The 15,557-nt window shown below is 70.4% G+C and carries 19 protein-coding genes and 3 tRNA genes; 4 read left to right on the top strand and 18 right to left on the bottom strand.

Going from position 1 to position 15,557, the window contains the following annotated elements:
* Window positions 1-60 precede the first annotated feature (60 nt).
* From rplK to EV371_RS10900, 12 genes are all read right to left on the bottom strand, one after another.
* On the bottom strand, window positions 61-492 hold the full coding sequence (rplK, locus tag EV371_RS10955; RefSeq protein WP_130461945.1) for a 50S ribosomal protein L11: 432 nt from the start codon (window positions 490-492) through the stop codon (window positions 61-63).
* 162 nt (window positions 493-654) lie between these two features.
* Window positions 655-1,374 carry a transcription termination/antitermination protein NusG gene (nusG, locus tag EV371_RS10950; protein WP_130461944.1) on the bottom strand — a complete coding sequence of 240 codons (720 nt, stop codon included), beginning with the start codon at window positions 1,372-1,374 and terminating at the stop codon, window positions 655-657.
* Window positions 1,375-1,412: 38 nt separating this feature from the next.
* Entirely contained in the window at window positions 1,413-1,802 is a 390-nt protein-coding gene (gene secE, locus EV371_RS10945) for a preprotein translocase subunit SecE (protein WP_130461943.1), read from the bottom strand.
* A 274-nt stretch (window positions 1,803-2,076) separates the two neighbouring features.
* A tRNA-Trp gene (locus EV371_RS10940) sits at window positions 2,077-2,149 on the bottom strand.
* 139 nt (window positions 2,150-2,288) lie between these two features.
* A complete protein-coding gene (locus EV371_RS10935) occupies window positions 2,289-2,681 on the bottom strand; it encodes a MaoC/PaaZ C-terminal domain-containing protein (RefSeq protein WP_130461942.1) in 393 nt (130 codons plus the stop codon).
* A 1-nt stretch (window position 2,682) separates the two neighbouring features.
* The gene (locus tag EV371_RS10930; protein ID WP_130461941.1) at window positions 2,683-3,129 is read right to left on the bottom strand and encodes a MaoC family dehydratase N-terminal domain-containing protein; all 447 of its coding nucleotides are present in this window, start codon (window positions 3,127-3,129) and stop codon (window positions 2,683-2,685) included.
* A gap of 207 nt (window positions 3,130-3,336) precedes the next feature.
* Window positions 3,337-3,504 (bottom strand): 50S ribosomal protein L33, encoded by a 168-nt coding sequence (rpmG, locus tag EV371_RS10925; protein ID WP_007073056.1) that lies wholly within the window; start codon window positions 3,502-3,504, stop codon window positions 3,337-3,339.
* A 129-nt stretch (window positions 3,505-3,633) separates the two neighbouring features.
* Window positions 3,634-3,706 (bottom strand) — tRNA-Met (locus tag EV371_RS10920).
* Between the two features lie 25 nt (window positions 3,707-3,731).
* Window positions 3,732-3,804: transfer RNA gene (locus EV371_RS10915), tRNA-Thr, on the bottom strand.
* 117 nt (window positions 3,805-3,921) lie between these two features.
* Window positions 3,922-6,492 carry a sensor domain-containing phosphodiesterase gene (locus tag EV371_RS10910; protein ID WP_130461940.1) on the bottom strand — a complete coding sequence of 857 codons (2,571 nt, stop codon included), beginning with the start codon at window positions 6,490-6,492 and terminating at the stop codon, window positions 3,922-3,924.
* Window positions 6,493-6,556: 64 nt separating this feature from the next.
* The gene (locus tag EV371_RS10905) at window positions 6,557-6,787 is read right to left on the bottom strand and encodes a hypothetical protein (RefSeq protein ID WP_130461939.1); all 231 of its coding nucleotides are present in this window, start codon (window positions 6,785-6,787) and stop codon (window positions 6,557-6,559) included.
* Between the two features lie 428 nt (window positions 6,788-7,215).
* Window positions 7,216-7,749: a TetR/AcrR family transcriptional regulator gene (locus EV371_RS10900; protein WP_207230730.1), complete on the bottom strand. Its 534-nt coding sequence runs from the start codon at window positions 7,747-7,749 to the stop codon at window positions 7,216-7,218.
* Between the two features lie 230 nt (window positions 7,750-7,979).
* On the opposite strand from EV371_RS10900, the gene abc-f reads away from it, so the two are divergent.
* Together abc-f and EV371_RS10890 are read left to right on the top strand one after the other, a co-directional pair.
* A complete protein-coding gene (abc-f, locus tag EV371_RS10895) occupies window positions 7,980-9,635 on the top strand; it encodes a ribosomal protection-like ABC-F family protein (protein ID WP_130461937.1) in 1,656 nt (551 codons plus the stop codon).
* A gap of 72 nt (window positions 9,636-9,707) precedes the next feature.
* Window positions 9,708-10,598, top strand: coding sequence for a virginiamycin B lyase family protein (locus EV371_RS10890; protein ID WP_130461936.1), 891 nt, complete (start codon window positions 9,708-9,710; stop codon window positions 10,596-10,598).
* A gap of 43 nt (window positions 10,599-10,641) precedes the next feature.
* Here the strand turns inward: EV371_RS10890 and EV371_RS33375 are convergent, their stop codons facing one another.
* The 5 genes from EV371_RS33375 to EV371_RS10870 all read right to left on the bottom strand — a co-directional run bounded on the left by EV371_RS33375 (window position 10,642) and on the right by EV371_RS10870 (window position 14,146).
* Entirely contained in the window at window positions 10,642-10,800 is a 159-nt protein-coding gene (locus tag EV371_RS33375; RefSeq protein WP_165436664.1) for a hypothetical protein, read from the bottom strand.
* Window positions 10,801-11,017: 217 nt separating this feature from the next.
* A complete protein-coding gene (locus EV371_RS10885; RefSeq protein ID WP_130461935.1) occupies window positions 11,018-11,899 on the bottom strand; it encodes a hypothetical protein in 882 nt (293 codons plus the stop codon).
* An 80-nt stretch (window positions 11,900-11,979) separates the two neighbouring features.
* A complete protein-coding gene (locus EV371_RS10880; protein ID WP_130465817.1) occupies window positions 11,980-13,131 on the bottom strand; it encodes a DUF6596 domain-containing protein in 1,152 nt (383 codons plus the stop codon).
* Between the two features lie 11 nt (window positions 13,132-13,142).
* A complete protein-coding gene (locus EV371_RS10875) occupies window positions 13,143-13,550 on the bottom strand; it encodes a YciI family protein (protein WP_130461934.1) in 408 nt (135 codons plus the stop codon).
* A 236-nt stretch (window positions 13,551-13,786) separates the two neighbouring features.
* Entirely contained in the window at window positions 13,787-14,146 is a 360-nt protein-coding gene (locus EV371_RS10870; RefSeq protein WP_130461933.1) for a metalloregulator ArsR/SmtB family transcription factor, read from the bottom strand.
* 74 nt (window positions 14,147-14,220) lie between these two features.
* Here EV371_RS10870 and EV371_RS10865 point away from each other — a divergent pair, with 74 nt between their 5' ends.
* Together EV371_RS10865 and EV371_RS10860 are read left to right on the top strand one after the other, a co-directional pair.
* Window positions 14,221-14,727, top strand: a complete 507-nt coding sequence (locus EV371_RS10865) for an ArsI/CadI family heavy metal resistance metalloenzyme (RefSeq protein ID WP_130461932.1) — start codon at window positions 14,221-14,223, stop codon at window positions 14,725-14,727.
* 153 nt (window positions 14,728-14,880) lie between these two features.
* Window positions 14,881-15,018, top strand: coding sequence for a hypothetical protein (locus EV371_RS10860; RefSeq protein WP_207230457.1), 138 nt, complete (start codon window positions 14,881-14,883; stop codon window positions 15,016-15,018).
* 14 nt (window positions 15,019-15,032) lie between these two features.
* Here EV371_RS10860 and EV371_RS10855 read toward each other — a convergent pair whose 3' ends face one another.
* Window positions 15,033-15,428: a hypothetical protein gene (locus EV371_RS10855; protein WP_130461931.1), complete on the bottom strand. Its 396-nt coding sequence runs from the start codon at window positions 15,426-15,428 to the stop codon at window positions 15,033-15,035.
* Window positions 15,429-15,557: the final 129 nt, after the last annotated feature.

Below are 15,557 nucleotides of genomic sequence, written 5' to 3'. Positions count from 1 at the left end.
CCGCGGGCGTGCCGCCGCCCTCCCACGAACTGATCGTGCCGGTAGGGGTGGGGAGGAGGACTATTCCTTGACCGTGATGCCCATCGACCGGGCGGTGCCGGCGATGATCTTCTCGGCGTGCTCAACGTCGTTGGCGTTCAGGTCGGCCATCTTCTTCTCGGCGATCTCGCGCAACTGGGCGCGGCTGATCGAGCCGACCTTCTGGCTGTGCGGGACGCCGGAGCCCTTCTGCACGCCGGCAGCCTTTATCAGCAGTCGGGCGGCCGGCGGGGTCTTCAGCACGAAGGTGAAGGTCCGGTCCTCGTACACGCTGATCTCGGCCGGCACGATGTCGCCGCGCTGCGACTCGGTCTGCGAGTTGTAGGACTTGCAGAACTCCATGATGTTGACGCCGTGCTGGCCCAGCGCCGGGCCGACCGGCGGCGCCGGGGTGGCCTGGCCCGCCGGGAGCTGAAGCGTGAACGTCTTGACGAGCTTCTTCTTCGGAGGCATGTCTCTTCCTGGGCTTGAAACGTGAGGAACTGCACCTGACGTCGTCCGTCGGCGCGCACGGTCAAGCGCGCCTGCGTCGCGGGCGACGTTCAAGAGTAACGCAGCACCGGCTGGGCGACGCGCCGAGGTCGGCCCGGGCCGGGAGCCCCGGGCGCCCGTCGATCAGATCTTGGCGACCTGGTTGAAGTTAAGCTCGACCGGAGTCTCCCGACCGAAGATCGACACCAGGACCTTGAGCTTCTGCTGGTCGGCGTTGATCTCGCTGATCGTGGCCGGCAGCGACGCGAAGGCGCCGTCGGTCACCGTGACCGAGTCGCCGACCTCGAAGTCGAGCACCTTGACTTCCGGCTTCGCCTTCTTGGTCTCGGTCTCCACCGCCGGGGCGAGCCACTTGAGCACCTCGTCGAGCGAGAGCGGTGCCGGCCGGTCGGCCCGGTCGGTCGCGCCGACGAAGCCGGTCACCCCGGGGGTGTTGCGCACACAGGAGTACGACTCCGGGGTCAGCTCCATCCGGACCAGGATGTAGCCCGGGAAGACCTTGTTCTGGACCTGGAGGCGCTTGCCGTTCTTGACCTCGACCTCTTCCCGGGTCGGCACCTCGACCTGGTAGATGAACTCCTCCATGTCGAGGCTGGTGATCCGGGTCTCCAGGTTCGTCTTGACCTTGTTCTCGTAACCGGCGTACGAGTGGACCACAAACCAGTCACCGGGCGCGTAGCGGAGCTTCTGGCGCAGCTCGGCGACCGGGTCGTACTCCTCGTCCGCTGCCTCGCCAGCGGCGAACTCCGATTCGTTGGCGGCCTCGACCGACTCGGTACCGCTCGCCGTCGCCACCGCGGACTGCTCGTCCGGGGTCTCGGCGGTCTCGTCGTACTCAGGCACGCTCGCTCACTTCCGTCACTATCAGGTGGGGCAGGTGGTCAACTGGAGCCGCCGAAGACCCACAGCACGCCGCGGGCGAAGGCGTAGTCCAGCCCGGCCACGATCGACAGCACCACGGCGACGAACACGACCACCACGGCGGTGTAGGTCAGCAGTTCCTTACGGGTCGGCCAGATGACCTTACGCAGCTCCGCCACGACCTCGCGGAAGAACCGGGCAAGCCGGCCGAATATTCCGACCCGACCCTCTGGCTTGGTCTTGGGCCTGCTGTCCGCCGAGTCGGCCTTGGTGCGCTCGCGAATGGCGGTGCCACCACGCCCGACCGGCTCGTCCGCCTCGTCGTCGGCGTCATCGTCGACAACGTCGTCGATCATCTCGTCGTCGAGACGGTCGTTGTCGTCCTCGTCGCGCCGATTCTTCTCGGCCACTTCGCCCTCCGTCGCCGGGTGGTTGGTACGCACGCCGGTGGGCGCGCGCTGCGCTTTTCACGCCGGCCGGAATCCGGAGTCCCGTCGCGGGCGCCGACCGCCCTCGACCGAACCTCCGGACGACCGTCCCCGGAACGGCCCGCGGCCGGCGGTTCCGTCGGGGAGCGGACCGGGCGGACGAACCGCCTCGGCTCGACCCCGCCGATGCCACCAACACGAGCCGGTCGCCACCGTGGTGGCGACGCCGATCCCGGGACCGGTCAGGCCGTAGGCGCAGGGGTGACAGGACTTGAACCTGCAGCCTGCGGTTTTGGAGACCGCTGCTCTGCCAATTGAGCTACACCCCTGTGGGGGCAGCCGGACCCACTCAGGTACGCACGCCTGAGTAGAGGCCACTTGCCCCACGGCGGACCAGTGTACGGGTAGAGGCACGAGTTTCCCAACCGGTGTGTCCAGCGAGCCCCGTCGAGCTTCTCCGCCACGGAGCTAGGCCGGGGTGCGGATCACCGCCCGCGCCTGGGCCAGCACCTTCTCCCCCTGGCAGGTGGCGGTCAGGTCGAGCCGGGTGAGTCCGTCCTCGGGCTCGCCCCGGACCGTGGCGCTCACCTCGATCTCGGCGCCCTCGTCGTCGTCCGGCACCACGACCGGCCGGGTGAACCGGACGTTGTACTCCACCACCGCGTCCGGTGAGCCGGCCCAGTCGGTGACGGCCCGCCCGACCAGCGCCATGGTGAGCATGCCGTGCGCGATCACCCCGGGCAGCCCGACCTTGCCGGCGAACCGGTCGCTCCAGTGGATGGGGTTGAAATCCCCCGAGGCGCCGGCGTATCGGACCAGGTCCGCGCGGGTGATCCGGAAGGTACGAGGTGAAAGATCCATCTCAGCCCTCTCCGCGTACGACGAGCTTGGTCCAGACGGTGACCACCGGCTCCCCGGCGGTCGTGCTCACCTCGGTGCGGGTGGTCATGAAGCCGTGCCCTCCCCGGTTGACGATCTCCTCGATCGTGTTGACGCAGACCAGCTCGTCGCCGGCCACCACCGGTCGGGTGTACCGGAACCGCTGGTCACCGTGGACCACCCGGCTGTAGTCGACACCGAGTTCCGGATCCTCGACGATCTGCCGGTTGGCCGCCATCGTGATCGTGAACGGATAGGTCGGCGGGGCCACCACGTCGGCGTGCCCGAGCGCCCGGGCCGCGTCCGGATCGTGGTACGCCGGATCGGCGGCGCCGATCGCCGTGGCGAACTCTCGGATCTTCTCGCGGCCCACCTGGTAGGGCGGAGTCGGCGGATAGCTGCGGCCGACGAAGGACGGGTCCAGGGACATGCCGCCGAACCTACACGGCCGGGGCGAGCCGTCGGGGACGCCGCCCGGCGGCCGGAACAGAGCTAGCGGGAGGCCGGAGCGGGGCGGGGCGCGGAGATGCAGAAATCGCCGCCCGGGCCTCGGCGGGAGCGGGCTCGGAGGGCGCGCTCGCCAGGGCCGGAACGGCGATCCTGGGGTGCCTGGTGGGCCGACCGACGTCGGCCGCGGTCAGCGGGTCTCGCGGTGAACGGTGTGCCGGCCGTCCCGGGGGCAGAACTTCTTCAGCTCGATGCGGTCCGGGTCGTTGCGGCGGTTCTTACGCGTGATGTAGTTGCGCTCCTTGCACTCCACACACGCCAAAGTGATCTTGGGACGGACATCGGTCGCCTTGGCCACGGCGGGGCGCCTTCCTGGTTAGCGGACTGAACTACGACGTACCAGCGTAGACGCCTGCCACGCGGACACGCAAAGTGGGCGCCAACGGCGCCCTCGTTTCGGTCTCCGGGGTGGCCCGGCGCCCGAGAGTAGCGGTGGCCGGACTTGAACCGGCGACACAGCGATTATGAGCCGCTTGCTCTGCCATCTGAGCTACACCGCCGTGGCGGGTCCAGCTGAACCCTCTGAGCCCCCTTACGGAATCGAACCGTAGACCTTCTCCTTACCATGGAGACGCTCTGCCGACTGAGCTAAGGGGGCGCGCACGCGATCTTTCCCGGTGGCGCGCAGAGGTAAGAGTACACGTCGCCGGGCACGAGGTGAAATCAGATCCCCGGCGACCATACCGGGGCATCGGTCCCGGGTCGGCGGTGCGGCTCAGGGCACCGCCCGCAGCCGCCGTACGTCGGATGGGCCGGACTGGGCGTCGGACTCCGTCTGGGCGGCGAACCACGCCTCCAGGCGCTCGTACGGCAGCGGACGGCTGAACAGGAAGCCCTGCCCGATCTGGCACCCGATGTCCTGGAGCAGCTCCAGGGTGAGTTCGCTCTCCACCCCCTCGGCCACCACCGCCAGGCCGAACTGCTGGGAGAGCGTCACCACCGCGTTCACGATCGCCAGGTCCACCGGATCGGTCGCCATCCCCTGCACGAACGAGCGGTCGACCTTGACCTCGTTGACCGGCAGCCGGCGCAGGTAGGAGAGCGAGGAGTGGCCGGTGCCGAAGTCGTCGACGGCGAGGCGTACCCCGATGTCGCGCAGCCGGCGCAGCCCCGGCACCGCGCGTTCGGTGCCGTCCAGTACGCCGGCCTCCTTGATCTCCAGCGTGAGCAGCTCCGGGGCGACGCCGTACTCCGCGAGCATCCCCTGCACCAGGGTCGGGAACTGCTGGTCGGCGAGCGTACGCGGCGAGATGTTCACCGAGACGGCGAGGCTGTCGCCGCCGCTGGTCCAGTCGCGGCTGCGCCGCAGCGCCTCGCCGAGCACCATCCTGGTCAGCTCGGGCAGCTGGCCGGTGTGCTCGGCCACCGCCACGAAGTCCTCCGGGGCCACCGTTCCGTGCGCCGGGTGCACCCACCGGGCCAGGCACTCCACCCCGACCAGCCGTCGGTCGGTCAGCGCGACCTTTGGCTGGTAGTAGACCTCCACCTCGGCGTGGTCGAGCGCGCGGCGCAGGTCGCCGGCGAGGCCGAGCCGGCGCGACGACCGGGACTCCAGCCCGGGGCTGAACAGCTGGATCCCGTCCGGGGCCGACTTTGCCCTGGTCACCGCGAGATCGGCGCGCTGGAGCAGGGTCGCCGGGTCGTCCCCGTGGTCCGGATGCACCGCGACCCCGACCACGGTGTCGATGTCGAGGACCAGCACGTCGAAGACCATCCGGTCGCGGATCTGATCGCGCAGCTCGGCGGCGAGGTCGAGTGCGGCGTCGCTGCTCTCCATCCGCAGCGTCACCACGAACTCGTCGCTGCCGACCCGGCCGACCAGGGCGGCGGCGGGGGCCAGCGCGCGCAGCCGGGTGGCGACCTCGACCAGGACCCGGTCACCGGCCGCGTGCCCGACGGACTCGTTCACGTGGCGCAGGCCGGCAACGTCGAAGAGCAGTACCGCGACGACCTCGTTCGGGGCGCGGACCCGGACCGCCTCCTCCAGTGCGCCGCGCACCCGCCGCCGGTTGGGCAGGTTGGTCAGCGCGTCGTGGTACGCGTCGTGCCGCAACCGGTCCACCAGCCGGGAGTTCTCCAGCGCGACCGCCGCGTGCGCCGCGATCGTCTCGAAGACCGGCAGGTCGGCCTCGGTGAAGTGGCCGGTGTCACCGAGCCGGTTCACCACCTCCAGGGAACCGATGACCGCCTGACCGGATCGCAGCGGGGTGACGATCACCTCCTTGAGGCCCGCACCGCGCAACGCCTCCCGGATCTCCCGGTCGTCGCCCACCCGAGCGCCGGCGGCCACCGTACGCCCTTCCTCGCATGCCCGCTGGCGGGCGATGACCGGGGTCCGGGAGATGTCGAGCAGCCCGCGTTCCTCGACCCGCGCGGTCAGCAGTACCTCCGGATGCCGGCCCTGCGCCGGCAGCCAGAGGGTGGCGGTTTCGGCCTGCATGATCGCCCGGACCCGGCCGAGCAGCGAGTCGGCCAGCGTGCCGTCCTGCCCGCGCTCGCTCATCGCCTTGGTCAGCTCGTACACGTCGGCCAGCGTCCGGTGCTGCCGGAAGAACTGCGAGTAGGACCGGTACAGCACCGCCAGAGCGCTGGCGAGCGCCACCAGCAGCAGGGCGGACCACCCGGTGGTACGGAGGCAGAGCATGATGACCAGGCCCACGGCGACGTTGATCGCCGCGGTGATCAGGCCCGGTCCGGAGGAGCGGACCATCTCCCAGCCGGCCGAGGCGTCATGGATCACTGCGATCAACGCCGCCACGGCGACCAGGGTCATCAGGGTGTGACTGCCGACGGCGGCGGCCAGGATGGCCCAGGTCCCCGGCCCGAACCCGCGCATGTCCGGCAGGGCGAGGACGACCAGGCTGGCCAGCGAACTCGCCGCCGCGGCCTTGGCGACGTTGAACCAGAGCTTCGGTTGGGCGAACCGGCGGCGGAGTTGGGCGATCAGCGAGCCCAGGGTGAAGACCAGTACGACGGTCAGCGGCGGCAGCACGAAGAGCGCGAAGAGCAGCGGAATCTCGGTGATGGTGAAGGGAATCGTCTGGCGCCGGATGACGATGTAGAACATCGGCATCTCGGAGGCGAGGACCAGGGCGAGGACCAGGGCGGCCAGTGCCCACTCGCCAACGGATTCCCTGACCAGCACGGCAAGCGCCCACTCGCCGGTGCGTTCCCTGTCGAGGACGCCGAGCGCGACCGTCATGACGACGGCGAAGATCCCGAGCGGGCCGGTGACGAGCCAGGCATGCTCGGGGGACCGACGCGTCGCGGAAGAGCCCCTAGGCATACCACTCCCCATCCACGGGAGGTTGCTCCTCAACCCCGGAAGGTCGCTCCGCTACGGGGAGTCTCTAACCCCACTCGAAGCCGAAGGCATGCACGTCGCCCTCCGGGTCGGTGACCTCTGGGTCGGTGACCTCCGGTTCGGTGACTTCTGCCTCGTCACCCGACAACTCGGAGGCGACGACAGCGTTCCGCTCTGACCAACCGACCGCGCCGGCGCTTGCGGCGAACCCGCCGACGGCAAGCACGGCGAGCACAAGAAGAGAGCCTATGAACCGGCCCAGCCTCCATGCAGGCATTGGTTGCTCCCGTCGAGATGATGAGGTGAAAGCCAGATGTTCCATGATGGTGCCACAATCCAAGGAACCGGCAAAGCCATCGGAAGGGCGACCAGCCGGGGGATCGGCAAAGTCTAACCGTTCGGTAGGTTGAACTCCCCCGCCCGGCCGCAAGCGCCAGGCAGGCAAATGACCGACATGATTCACTCAGCGCTCAATAAGACTCACCGCACGTACGCGCTCAGGTATCTCAAACGCCATCGTAGGTAGATTTCACCTAAATCGCTTCAATAGCGGGAGTATGACCATTTCGGACGGAGCCCAGACGAGTCGGGCGCACCAGGTCCGGGGCAACCGAGTGCGTCCACCCCGGAGAGTCACCGACGATTCGACCGGCCACCCCGGGATGTTCATACCCGTCGGGCCGGCACGTCCACGACCCGACAGCCTCAGGTGAAGGCGCCGGCCCGAGCCGCGAGCACCGCACTGCCGGCGGCCTCGGACCCGAGCTGCCCGCCGGGTGCGGACCGCAGCAGCACCAGTTCGTGGTAGAGCGGCGCGGTGGCGGCGACGAGCAACCGGTGCGGGTCGCTGCCCGCGGGGATCTCGCCGCGTCGTACGGCCCGGTGGACGATGACGGCGCAGCGGTCGTACCGGTCCGCCCAGAAGGAGCGCAGGGCGTCCGCGGCCGGCGCCGATCGGAACGACGCGGCGATCAGCGCCATCGTGACCGGGGGCTCGGCGGTCAGCGCGGCGTACACCTCGGAGTTGACGGCGCGCAGATCGCCCTCCAGCGTGCCGGTGTCGGGTGGCCGCCAGTCGTCGTCGGTGGCCGCCATGAGCAGGTCGGCGAGGAGTCCACCGACGTCACGCCAGCGCCGGTAGACCGTGGTCCGGTGCACCCCCGACCGTTCCGCCACGGCGTCGATGCCGAGCGCGTCGTAGCCGTACTCGACCAGGTGGGCCCGGACCGCGTCGAGCACCCGGCGGCGAACCTCGGCGCTGCGGCCGCCCGGCCGGCGGACGGGCCCGGCGGCGGAATCGGTTGGCACTCGCGGCGGGGACATGGCATTATCTTACTGCTACATCAGTAGACTTAAGGTAGTCCCCGTCAGACTTGGTAGGTACCCGTCCGATGATCAGGTGAGCGTTCCCCGCGTCCCGAGCCGCCGCCCGACCGGTGGCTGATCCGCCGACGACCGGAGTCGCTCCCATGCCTACCCAGCTCAGCCTGCACAACGTCACCAAGCGCTACGCCGACCGGACCGTGCTCGACGCGGTCAGCTGCGCCATCGCCCCGGACGAACGCACCGCGATCATCGGGGAGAACGGCTCCGGCAAATCCACCCTGCTCCGGCTGCTCGCCGGACGGGAACGCCCCGACGAGGGACAGGTGACCGTCGTCACCACCGGCGGCCTCGGCTATCTCGGGCAGGACGCGCCGCTGCCCGGACACCTGACCGTGCGGCAGGCCATCGACGACGCCCTGGCCGAGCTGCGCCGGATCGAGGCGCGGCTGCGGGAGTTGGAGCCGCTGCTCGGCGACGGCGACCAGCGGCAACTCACCGAGTACGGCGACCTGGCCACCGTCTTCGAACTGCGCGGCGGGTACGACGCCGACGCCCGGGTCGAACGGACGATGCACGCGCTCGGCCTGGCCGGGATCGACCGGAGCCGGCGGCTCGGCGAACTGTCCGGCGGTGAACAGGCCCGGCTGCACCTGGCCGCGGTGCTGTCGGCCGGCTCCGAGGTGCTGCTGCTCGACGAGCCGACCAACCATCTCGACGACGACTCGCTGAACTGGCTGGAAGAGCAGCTGCGCAGCCGGCGGGGCAGCACGGTGCTGGTCTCGCACGACCGGGTCTTCCTCGACCGGGTCGCCGGCACACTGATCGAAGTGGACGGTGACCGGCACACCCTGGTCCGGTACGGCGACGGGTACACCGGATACCTCGCCGAGAAGGCGGCCTCCCGGCGGCGCTGGGCCCAGGTTCACCTCGACTGGCAGACCGAGGTCGGCCGGCTGCGGGAGGCGGCGGCGACCACGGCCCGGCAGGTCGCACCGGGCCGGGCGATGAAGGACCGCAACAAGATGGCGTACGACCGGGACGCCGGCCGGGTGCAGCAGTCGGTCGCCAGCCGGGTACGCAACGCCGAGCAGCGGCTGCGCCGGCTGACCGAGCATCCCGTACCGCCACCACCGCAGCCGCTGCGGTTCACCCCGACGCTGCCCGGCGCCGGCACCACCGGGGTACTGCTCGACGCCGACGGCGTGGCCGTCGACGGACGGCTGGCGGCGACCCGGTTGACGCTGGACAGCGGGGCGCGGCTGCTGATCAGCGGGGCGAACGGGGCCGGGAAGAGCACTCTGCTGCGGGTACTCGCCGGAGATCTGGCTCCGGACGCCGGCCGGGTCCTCCGGCGGGGTCGGATCGGCTACCTGCCCCAGGAGGTCGAGCTGGAATGCCCCGGGGAACCGCTGCTCACCGCCTTCGGGCGGGGTCGGCCCGGGCCGCCGGCCGAGTACCTCGACGAACTGCTCTCGCTGGGGCTGTTCGACCGGGAGCGGCTCGGCGTACCCGTCGGGAAGCTCTCCACCGGTCAGCGGCGACGCCTCGCGCTGGCCCGGCTGGTCAGCGAGCCGGCCGACCTGCTGCTGCTGGACGAGCCGACCAACCACCTGTCACCGGGGCTGGTCGAGGAGTTGGAGGCCGCCCTGGCAGATCATCCGGGCGCGGTGCTGGTGGTCAGCCACGACCGGCGGCTGCGCGAGCGGTGGCGCGGTGAGCACCGGGTGATGGCCGCCGGGGTACTCGATCCGGAACCGGCCTGCCGCGACCCCCTGCGCGTCCGGCAGCTGGCGGGTTGATTACCCAAACGTCCGGTGCCGATCTGCGATTCGGCTCCTCGCCCCGGTCACAATTCTGCGGAAAGGAAACCAATGACATCCGCCCGTCATCCATCGGTCCGGGAGTTTCCGGTAGCCGATTCCACCGCCGGTCCGTACGGCGTCACCATCGGACCGGACAGCGCAACATGGGTCACCCTGGTACATGGCGGGGAAATCCTCCGAATGACGGCAACCGGGGAGATTCGTCGTTATCCGCTCGGCGAATCGACCGGCCCCTCCGTCATCACGGCGGGACCGGACGGCGCACTCTGGTTCACCCGACGAGACCACCGGATCGGGCGGGTGTCGCTCTCCGGAGAGGTCACCTCGTATCCGATCCCGTCGCCGAACGGCGGCCCGTACGGGATCACCACCGGGCCGGACGGCGCGCTCTGGTTCACCGAGCTGAACGCCGACCGGATCGGCCGGATCGGCACCGACGGTGCGATCGAGGAGCATCCGCTGCCCGAGACGGGTGGCAGCCCAGCGATGATCACGGCCGGTGCCGACGGGGCACTCTGGTTCACTCTCCACCAGGCGAACGCGGTCGGCCGGATCGCACTCGACGGCGCGGTCACGCTGCACCCGCTGCCGACCGCCGACGCCGGACCGGTCGGCATCACGGGCGGTGCGGACGGCGCGGTCTGGTTCGTCGAGATCGCCGCCGGCCAGCTCGGCCGGATCACCCCGGACGGGGAGATCACCGAGATCCCGCTGCCGGACCGGGCCGCCCGGCCGCACGCGATCGCCGCCGCACCGGACGGGAGCTACTGGTTCACCGAGTGGGGCGCCAACCGGGTCGGGCGGCTCGGCCCCGACGGCACGATCCGGGAGTACGACCTGCCGACGCCGGGGTCGGAGCCGCACGGGATCGCGGTCGACCCCGACGGCGTGGTGTGGGTCGCCCTGGAAATCGGCGCGGTGGCCCGGCTGTCGTGGTGAACGGGGCGGTGTCGGCCGCCCGTCGCCGTACCGCCGGGGGTTGTCAGCGGCGCTGGCTCGCCTGGCGGCGGCGGTCGGCATCCTCGATCGCGTGGCGTACCGCCAAGCGGACGACCCAGTAGAGCAGTGCGAGCGTGACCGCCGACAGGGCGACGTACACGGTCAGGAGGAGCACCAGCTCGGGGATCTGGTCGGAGGCCATACGGTCACGCTAGGACACCCGCGCCGCGTCGCCGCCCCCGCCGGGTCCCGGTGATCAGCGGAGGGTGCGTCGTGCCGCGACGGTCCACGGTGAATGGCGCGATGGGTGACGCGGTGAATGGCGCGATGGGTGACGCGGTGAATGGCGCGATGGGTGACGCGGTGAATGGCGCGATGGGTGACGCGGTGAATGGCGCGATGGGTGACGCGGTGGATGGCTAGGTCGGGTCGGCGGCTCGGCAGGCGCGTAGTGCGCCGACCGCGAGCAGCGCCGGCGCGGCGAGCGTCACCGTGGCCAGCAGCGCCGCCGACACGTCGACCAGACCGGCCAGTGACGTGGCCACGCCGGCCGAGAGGAAGAGGCCGTCAGCCGGGTTGGCAAAGGTCCACCAGGCCGACCAGCGCCGGACGAGATCGTGGAAGGCGACGGCCGCCGAGACCGTGAGCAGCAGCACTCCGAGCGGAACGAGGCCGGCCCGGTCGGCGCGCGACGCCGACAGCGCCAGCACGGCCGCCGCCACGAGGGTGGCCAGCAGCGCCGGCCAGCCAGCCCCGAGCAGGCCGAGCAGCGGGTCGTCGTCGACCCGGGACCAGGTGTCCACACCGACGATCACGAGCAGGAGTACGGCGACGACTCTGGCCGGTACCGTGGCCTTCGGCCGTTGGCGGACCGGCAGCGCGAGTACCGCCACGGCGAGGCAGAGGACTCCGAGCAGCAGTGCCACGCAGGCCAGCCGTTCCTGGTCGAGTGCCTGCCGCCACTGGTCGAGAATCGGCTGTGGAAGTGTGGTCCGGCCGGTCGACGCGGCACCACCGTCCAGCGGCATGTAGATCGGAATGAGCAACTGGCGGGTGGCCGGTCGCGCGGGGCTGCACCAGAGTTCCACGGCGGTGGGGATCGCCAGCAGGGCGATGCCGGCGACCAGCGCCGGTCGCACCCGCGCGACCGTCGGGCCGGCGAACACGACGTACCCGATCAGCGCGGCCGATGCGACGAGCGCGCACTGCGCGGCGGCGTGGTCGGCCGAGAACAGCGTCGCCAGCACGGACAGCGTGCCGGCGACGACGAAGATCGTCAGTAGGACACGCGTGGGGCGCACGGTCAGCGATCATTCCACAGCCGGGACGCGACGAAGGCCCACCCGCCGCCGCGCCCGCTACGGGGTCACGGTGTGGGGCGTCAGTGCGAGTGGGACCGTTGCGTGTTGATTCGGGCGGCCTGCCGCGTCAGATGGTCACGCTCGGCGAGGTTGGGTGCCGTCCGGGCCGCCTCGGCGTACAGCCGTGCCGCCGTCGCGAGGTCGCCGTCCCGCTCGTGCAGGTACGCCGCCACCGCCGTGTGTCGGGGCAGTGCGTCGTCCAGCGCCGCGAGCGCCGCCAGCCCGGCGCGCGGTCCGTCGGCCTCACCGACGGCCACCGCGCGGTTGAGCCGGACGACCGGGCTGTCGGTCAGGCGCACGAGTTCGTCGTACCATTCGACGATCTGGACCCAGTCGGTCTCCTCGGCTTTGGGAGCGTCGGCGTGCAGTGCCGCGATGGCGGCCTGGGCCTGGAACTCGCCGAGCCGGTCGCGGGCGAGGGCCGCCTGGAGGATCTCGACGCCCTCGGCGATCAGCGTGGTGTCCCACCGGCTGCGATCCTGCTCGGCGAGCGGCACCAGTGCACCGTCCGGCGTGGTCCGGGTGGCACGCCGGGAATGGTGCAACAGCATCAAGGCCAGCAGCCCCGCCACCTCGGGGTGGTCGATCGCGGCCGCGAGTTGCCGGGTGAGCCGGATGGCCTCGGCGGCGAGGTCGACGTCGCCGGAGTAGCCCTCGTTGAAGACCAGGTAGAGGACGCGCAGCACGGTGGCGACGTCGCCGGGCTGGTCGAACCGTACGGCGGAGACGGTGCGCTTGGCCCGGCTGATCCGCTGCGCCATGGTCGCCTCGGGTACCAGGTAGGCCTGGGCGATCTGGCGGGTGGTCAGGCCGCCGACGGCGCGCAGCGTGAGTGCGACCGCCGACGACGGTGTAAGCGACGGGTGGGCGCAGAGGAAGTAGAGCTGGAGGGTGTCGTCCACCGTGGGTACGGGACCGGGCGCCGGCTCCTCGTCGAGGAGGTTCTCACGGCGGCGGCGGGCCGCGTCGGCCCGGGTCGCGTCGAGGAACCGGCGCCACGCCACCGTGATCAGCCAGCCCTTCGGGTCCTGTGGCGGGTCAGCCGGCCAGACCCGGACCGCCTCGACCAGGGCGTCCTGGACGGCATCCTCGGCCGCCGCGAAGTCGGCTCCGCGGCGGACGAGGATCCCGAGCACGCTCGGTGTGAGGCTCCGGAGCAGTGCGTCGTCCATGGCGGGAGGGGTCACTCCGTGATGGTCGGCGGCGCGGTCAGGAACGGACGCACCTCGAGCCACTCGTGGATCGGCTTCCCGCCCGCCCCGGGTGCGGCCGACAGCTCCCCGGCCAGTTCGAGGGCGCGCTCGTAGCTGTCGACGTCGATGATCATCCAGCCGGCGATGAGATCCTTGGTCTCGGCGAACGGGCCGTCGGTGACCGGCGGCCGGCCCTCACCATCGTATCGGACGAACGTCCCCTCGGGGGCGAGCGCCTGGCCGTCGACGAACTCGCCGGTCTTCTCCAACCGGGTCGCGAAGTCGCTCATGTACTGCATGTGCGCCGAGATCTCCTCCGGCGTCCACTGGTCCATCGGTACGTCGTTGACCGCAGCCGGAGCGCCACGGTAGTGCTTGAGCAGCAGGTACTTGGCCATGGTGTTTCTCCTCGGTGCTGGTTGCGACCCATTCTGGTCGCGTTCACAGCCGGGACGGAGCCGGTCACCGGTTCTCGACATCGCCGGCAAAGTTTTTCCTCGCCGGTGGCTGAGCCGTCCTCTCCCGGCGGCCGAGCCTTTGTCTTCCGGCGGGCCGAGCCTTCCTCTCCCGTGGCTGAGTCCCGATCGGGCAACTCCATCCCACGCCGTACGCCGGGCCAGGCTCACCCGGAGCTTCAGGACGTCATCGCCGACGTGTCGAGCAGCCGGGACAGCGCACCGAGCCGGCCGGGCATCACCCAGTAGTAGACCCAGGTGCCTCGACGCTGGGAGTCGACCAGGCCCGCTTCCCGGAGCACCTTCAGGTGGTGCGAGATCGTCGGGCCGGTCAGGTCGAACGCGTCGGTCAGTTCGCAGACGCAGACCTCCCCGCCGGCTCGGGCCGCGATCAGCGACAGCAGGCGCAGCCGTACCGGATCGCTCAGGGCCTTGAAGCCTCGGGCCAGATCGGCCGCCGCCTCCCCGGTCAGGGCCTCGGCGACCAGCGGCGGGCAGCAGCTTTCCGGGCTGAGTACCGGCAGCTCTTGTCTCGACACCGGTCTAGTTTGACAGTCATCTAGTCAGCGTGGCAACCTATTGTTTAGATAGCCATCTAGACAGGAGGTGCGGGATGTCCCGCGTCCAACTCGCGCTGCGCGTTTCCGATCTTGAGGGGTCGGTGGCGTTCTACTCCAAGCTGTTCGGGGTCGAGCCGGCCAAGCGCCGTCCCGGGTACGCCAACTTCGCCATCGAGGAGCCGCCGTTGAAGCTCGTCCTGCTCGAAGGTGCCCCGGACCAGCCCACCGTCATGGACCACCTCGGCGTCGAGGTCTTCGACGGCGCAGAGGTCGCGGCCGCAACCGACCGGCTCACCCAAAGTGGGTTGATCACCCTCACCGAGAACGACACCTCCTGCTGCTACGCCGTGCAGGACAAGGTGTGGGTGCGCGGCCCCGGCGACGAGCCGTGGGAGGTGTACGTGGTCAAGGGCGACTCCGACCAGTACGGCAAGAGCGCCGACGCACAGCCCGGCGCCGACGACGACTGCAGGTGCGGCGAGGCGAGCGACACCGACGGCGGCAAGGACGGGAAGGCAACGGCCACCGTTGGAGCTGGCTCTGGGGGTTGCTGCTCGTAACTGCCGACGGTTTCACCGGGGAACGGGCGGGTCCGCTGGCGGGCTGCGTACCCATCAGCGGATCCGCCCGTTTGGCGTGGGCCGTGGCGTTTCGATCGGTAGTGGTGCTGCCAGGTCTTTTGCGGAAGCGGTTGGACGCGGCATGATCTCGTGGTGGCCACCTACGAGGTCGCGCTCGTGCTGCTTGTCGACCCCTCGGGCGCGGTGCTTCTACAGCACCAGGATGAGGATGCGGCCGCGTCCCCGAATCAGTGGAGCCTGCCAGGCGGACGTAACCCCCGCAGTGCCTGAACAAGGGGGCCCGCCTACCTCATTTCCGCTGATCTGCGCGGGAAAGGCCGGGGTGCGGGCGGAGTGGGCGGAGCCCCACGTCCGTCGGGTGGGGGAATACACCGCTGGCCGTGGTCGCCTTGAAGATTGGCCTGCAAGTCCTCGGCGATAGCTCCAAACTCTCGGTAGGCGTCGCCGTCGAAATGGCCCTTGATCTCGATGGCGCCTTCGAACCAGGTCAACGAGACAACGCTTCCGTCTGCGCAGGTGTACTCGTAGATGGGCTGGCGGTCCTCGCCCGATCTGAGCCATCCGCCTACCCTGAGCGTGGAGTTGCTCTCCGCGTACGATAGCCACTCGTCCAGGGCGATGGGGTGCTCTTCACTGTCGTAGTACTCCTCGGCTCGGCTGATGTGAATCTCGTATCCCACGCTTCCTCCGCGTAGGGCGCTGTCCTGCCTCGAAGAAGCGCAGGATACCGGCACATCAGTTGCCGGCCAGCCCGGCCGATTCGGCCGGAGGTCGTCAGCAGGCCGAGCGCGGTGGGCTTGCGCGGCGCC

This window comes from Plantactinospora sp. CNZ321 (genome assembly GCF_004217235.1).
This window is presented reverse-complemented; position numbering and strand designations above follow the sequence as displayed.

What these genes read in the sequence shown, in the direction of transcription:
- abc-f (WP_130461937.1), top strand. Translation starts at nt 7,980, where the DNA reads ATGCCTACCCAGCTCAGCCTGCACAACGTCACCAAGCGCTACGCCGAC.
- EV371_RS10910 (WP_130461940.1), bottom strand. Translation starts at nt 6,492, where the DNA reads ATGCCTAGGGGCTCTTCCGCGACGCGTCGGTCCCCCGAGCATGCCTGG.
- EV371_RS33375 (WP_165436664.1), bottom strand. Translation starts at nt 10,800, where the DNA reads ATGGCCTCCGACCAGATCCCCGAGCTGGTGCTCCTCCTGACCGTGTAC.
- rplK (WP_130461945.1), bottom strand. Translation starts at nt 492, where the DNA reads ATGCCTCCGAAGAAGAAGCTCGTCAAGACGTTCACGCTTCAGCTCCCG.
- EV371_RS10905 (WP_130461939.1), bottom strand. Translation starts at nt 6,787, where the DNA reads ATGCCTGCATGGAGGCTGGGCCGGTTCATAGGCTCTCTTCTTGTGCTC.
- EV371_RS10930 (WP_130461941.1), bottom strand. Translation starts at nt 3,129, where the DNA reads ATGTCCCTGGACCCGTCCTTCGTCGGCCGCAGCTATCCGCCGACTCCG.
- EV371_RS10880 (WP_130465817.1), bottom strand. Translation starts at nt 13,131, where the DNA reads ATGGACGACGCACTGCTCCGGAGCCTCACACCGAGCGTGCTCGGGATC.
- EV371_RS10865 (WP_130461932.1), top strand. Translation starts at nt 14,221, where the DNA reads ATGTCCCGCGTCCAACTCGCGCTGCGCGTTTCCGATCTTGAGGGGTCG.
- EV371_RS10890 (WP_130461936.1), top strand. Translation starts at nt 9,708, where the DNA reads ATGACATCCGCCCGTCATCCATCGGTCCGGGAGTTTCCGGTAGCCGAT.
- EV371_RS10875 (WP_130461934.1), bottom strand. Translation starts at nt 13,550, where the DNA reads ATGGCCAAGTACCTGCTGCTCAAGCACTACCGTGGCGCTCCGGCTGCG.
- EV371_RS10935 (WP_130461942.1), bottom strand. Translation starts at nt 2,681, where the DNA reads ATGGATCTTTCACCTCGTACCTTCCGGATCACCCGCGCGGACCTGGTC.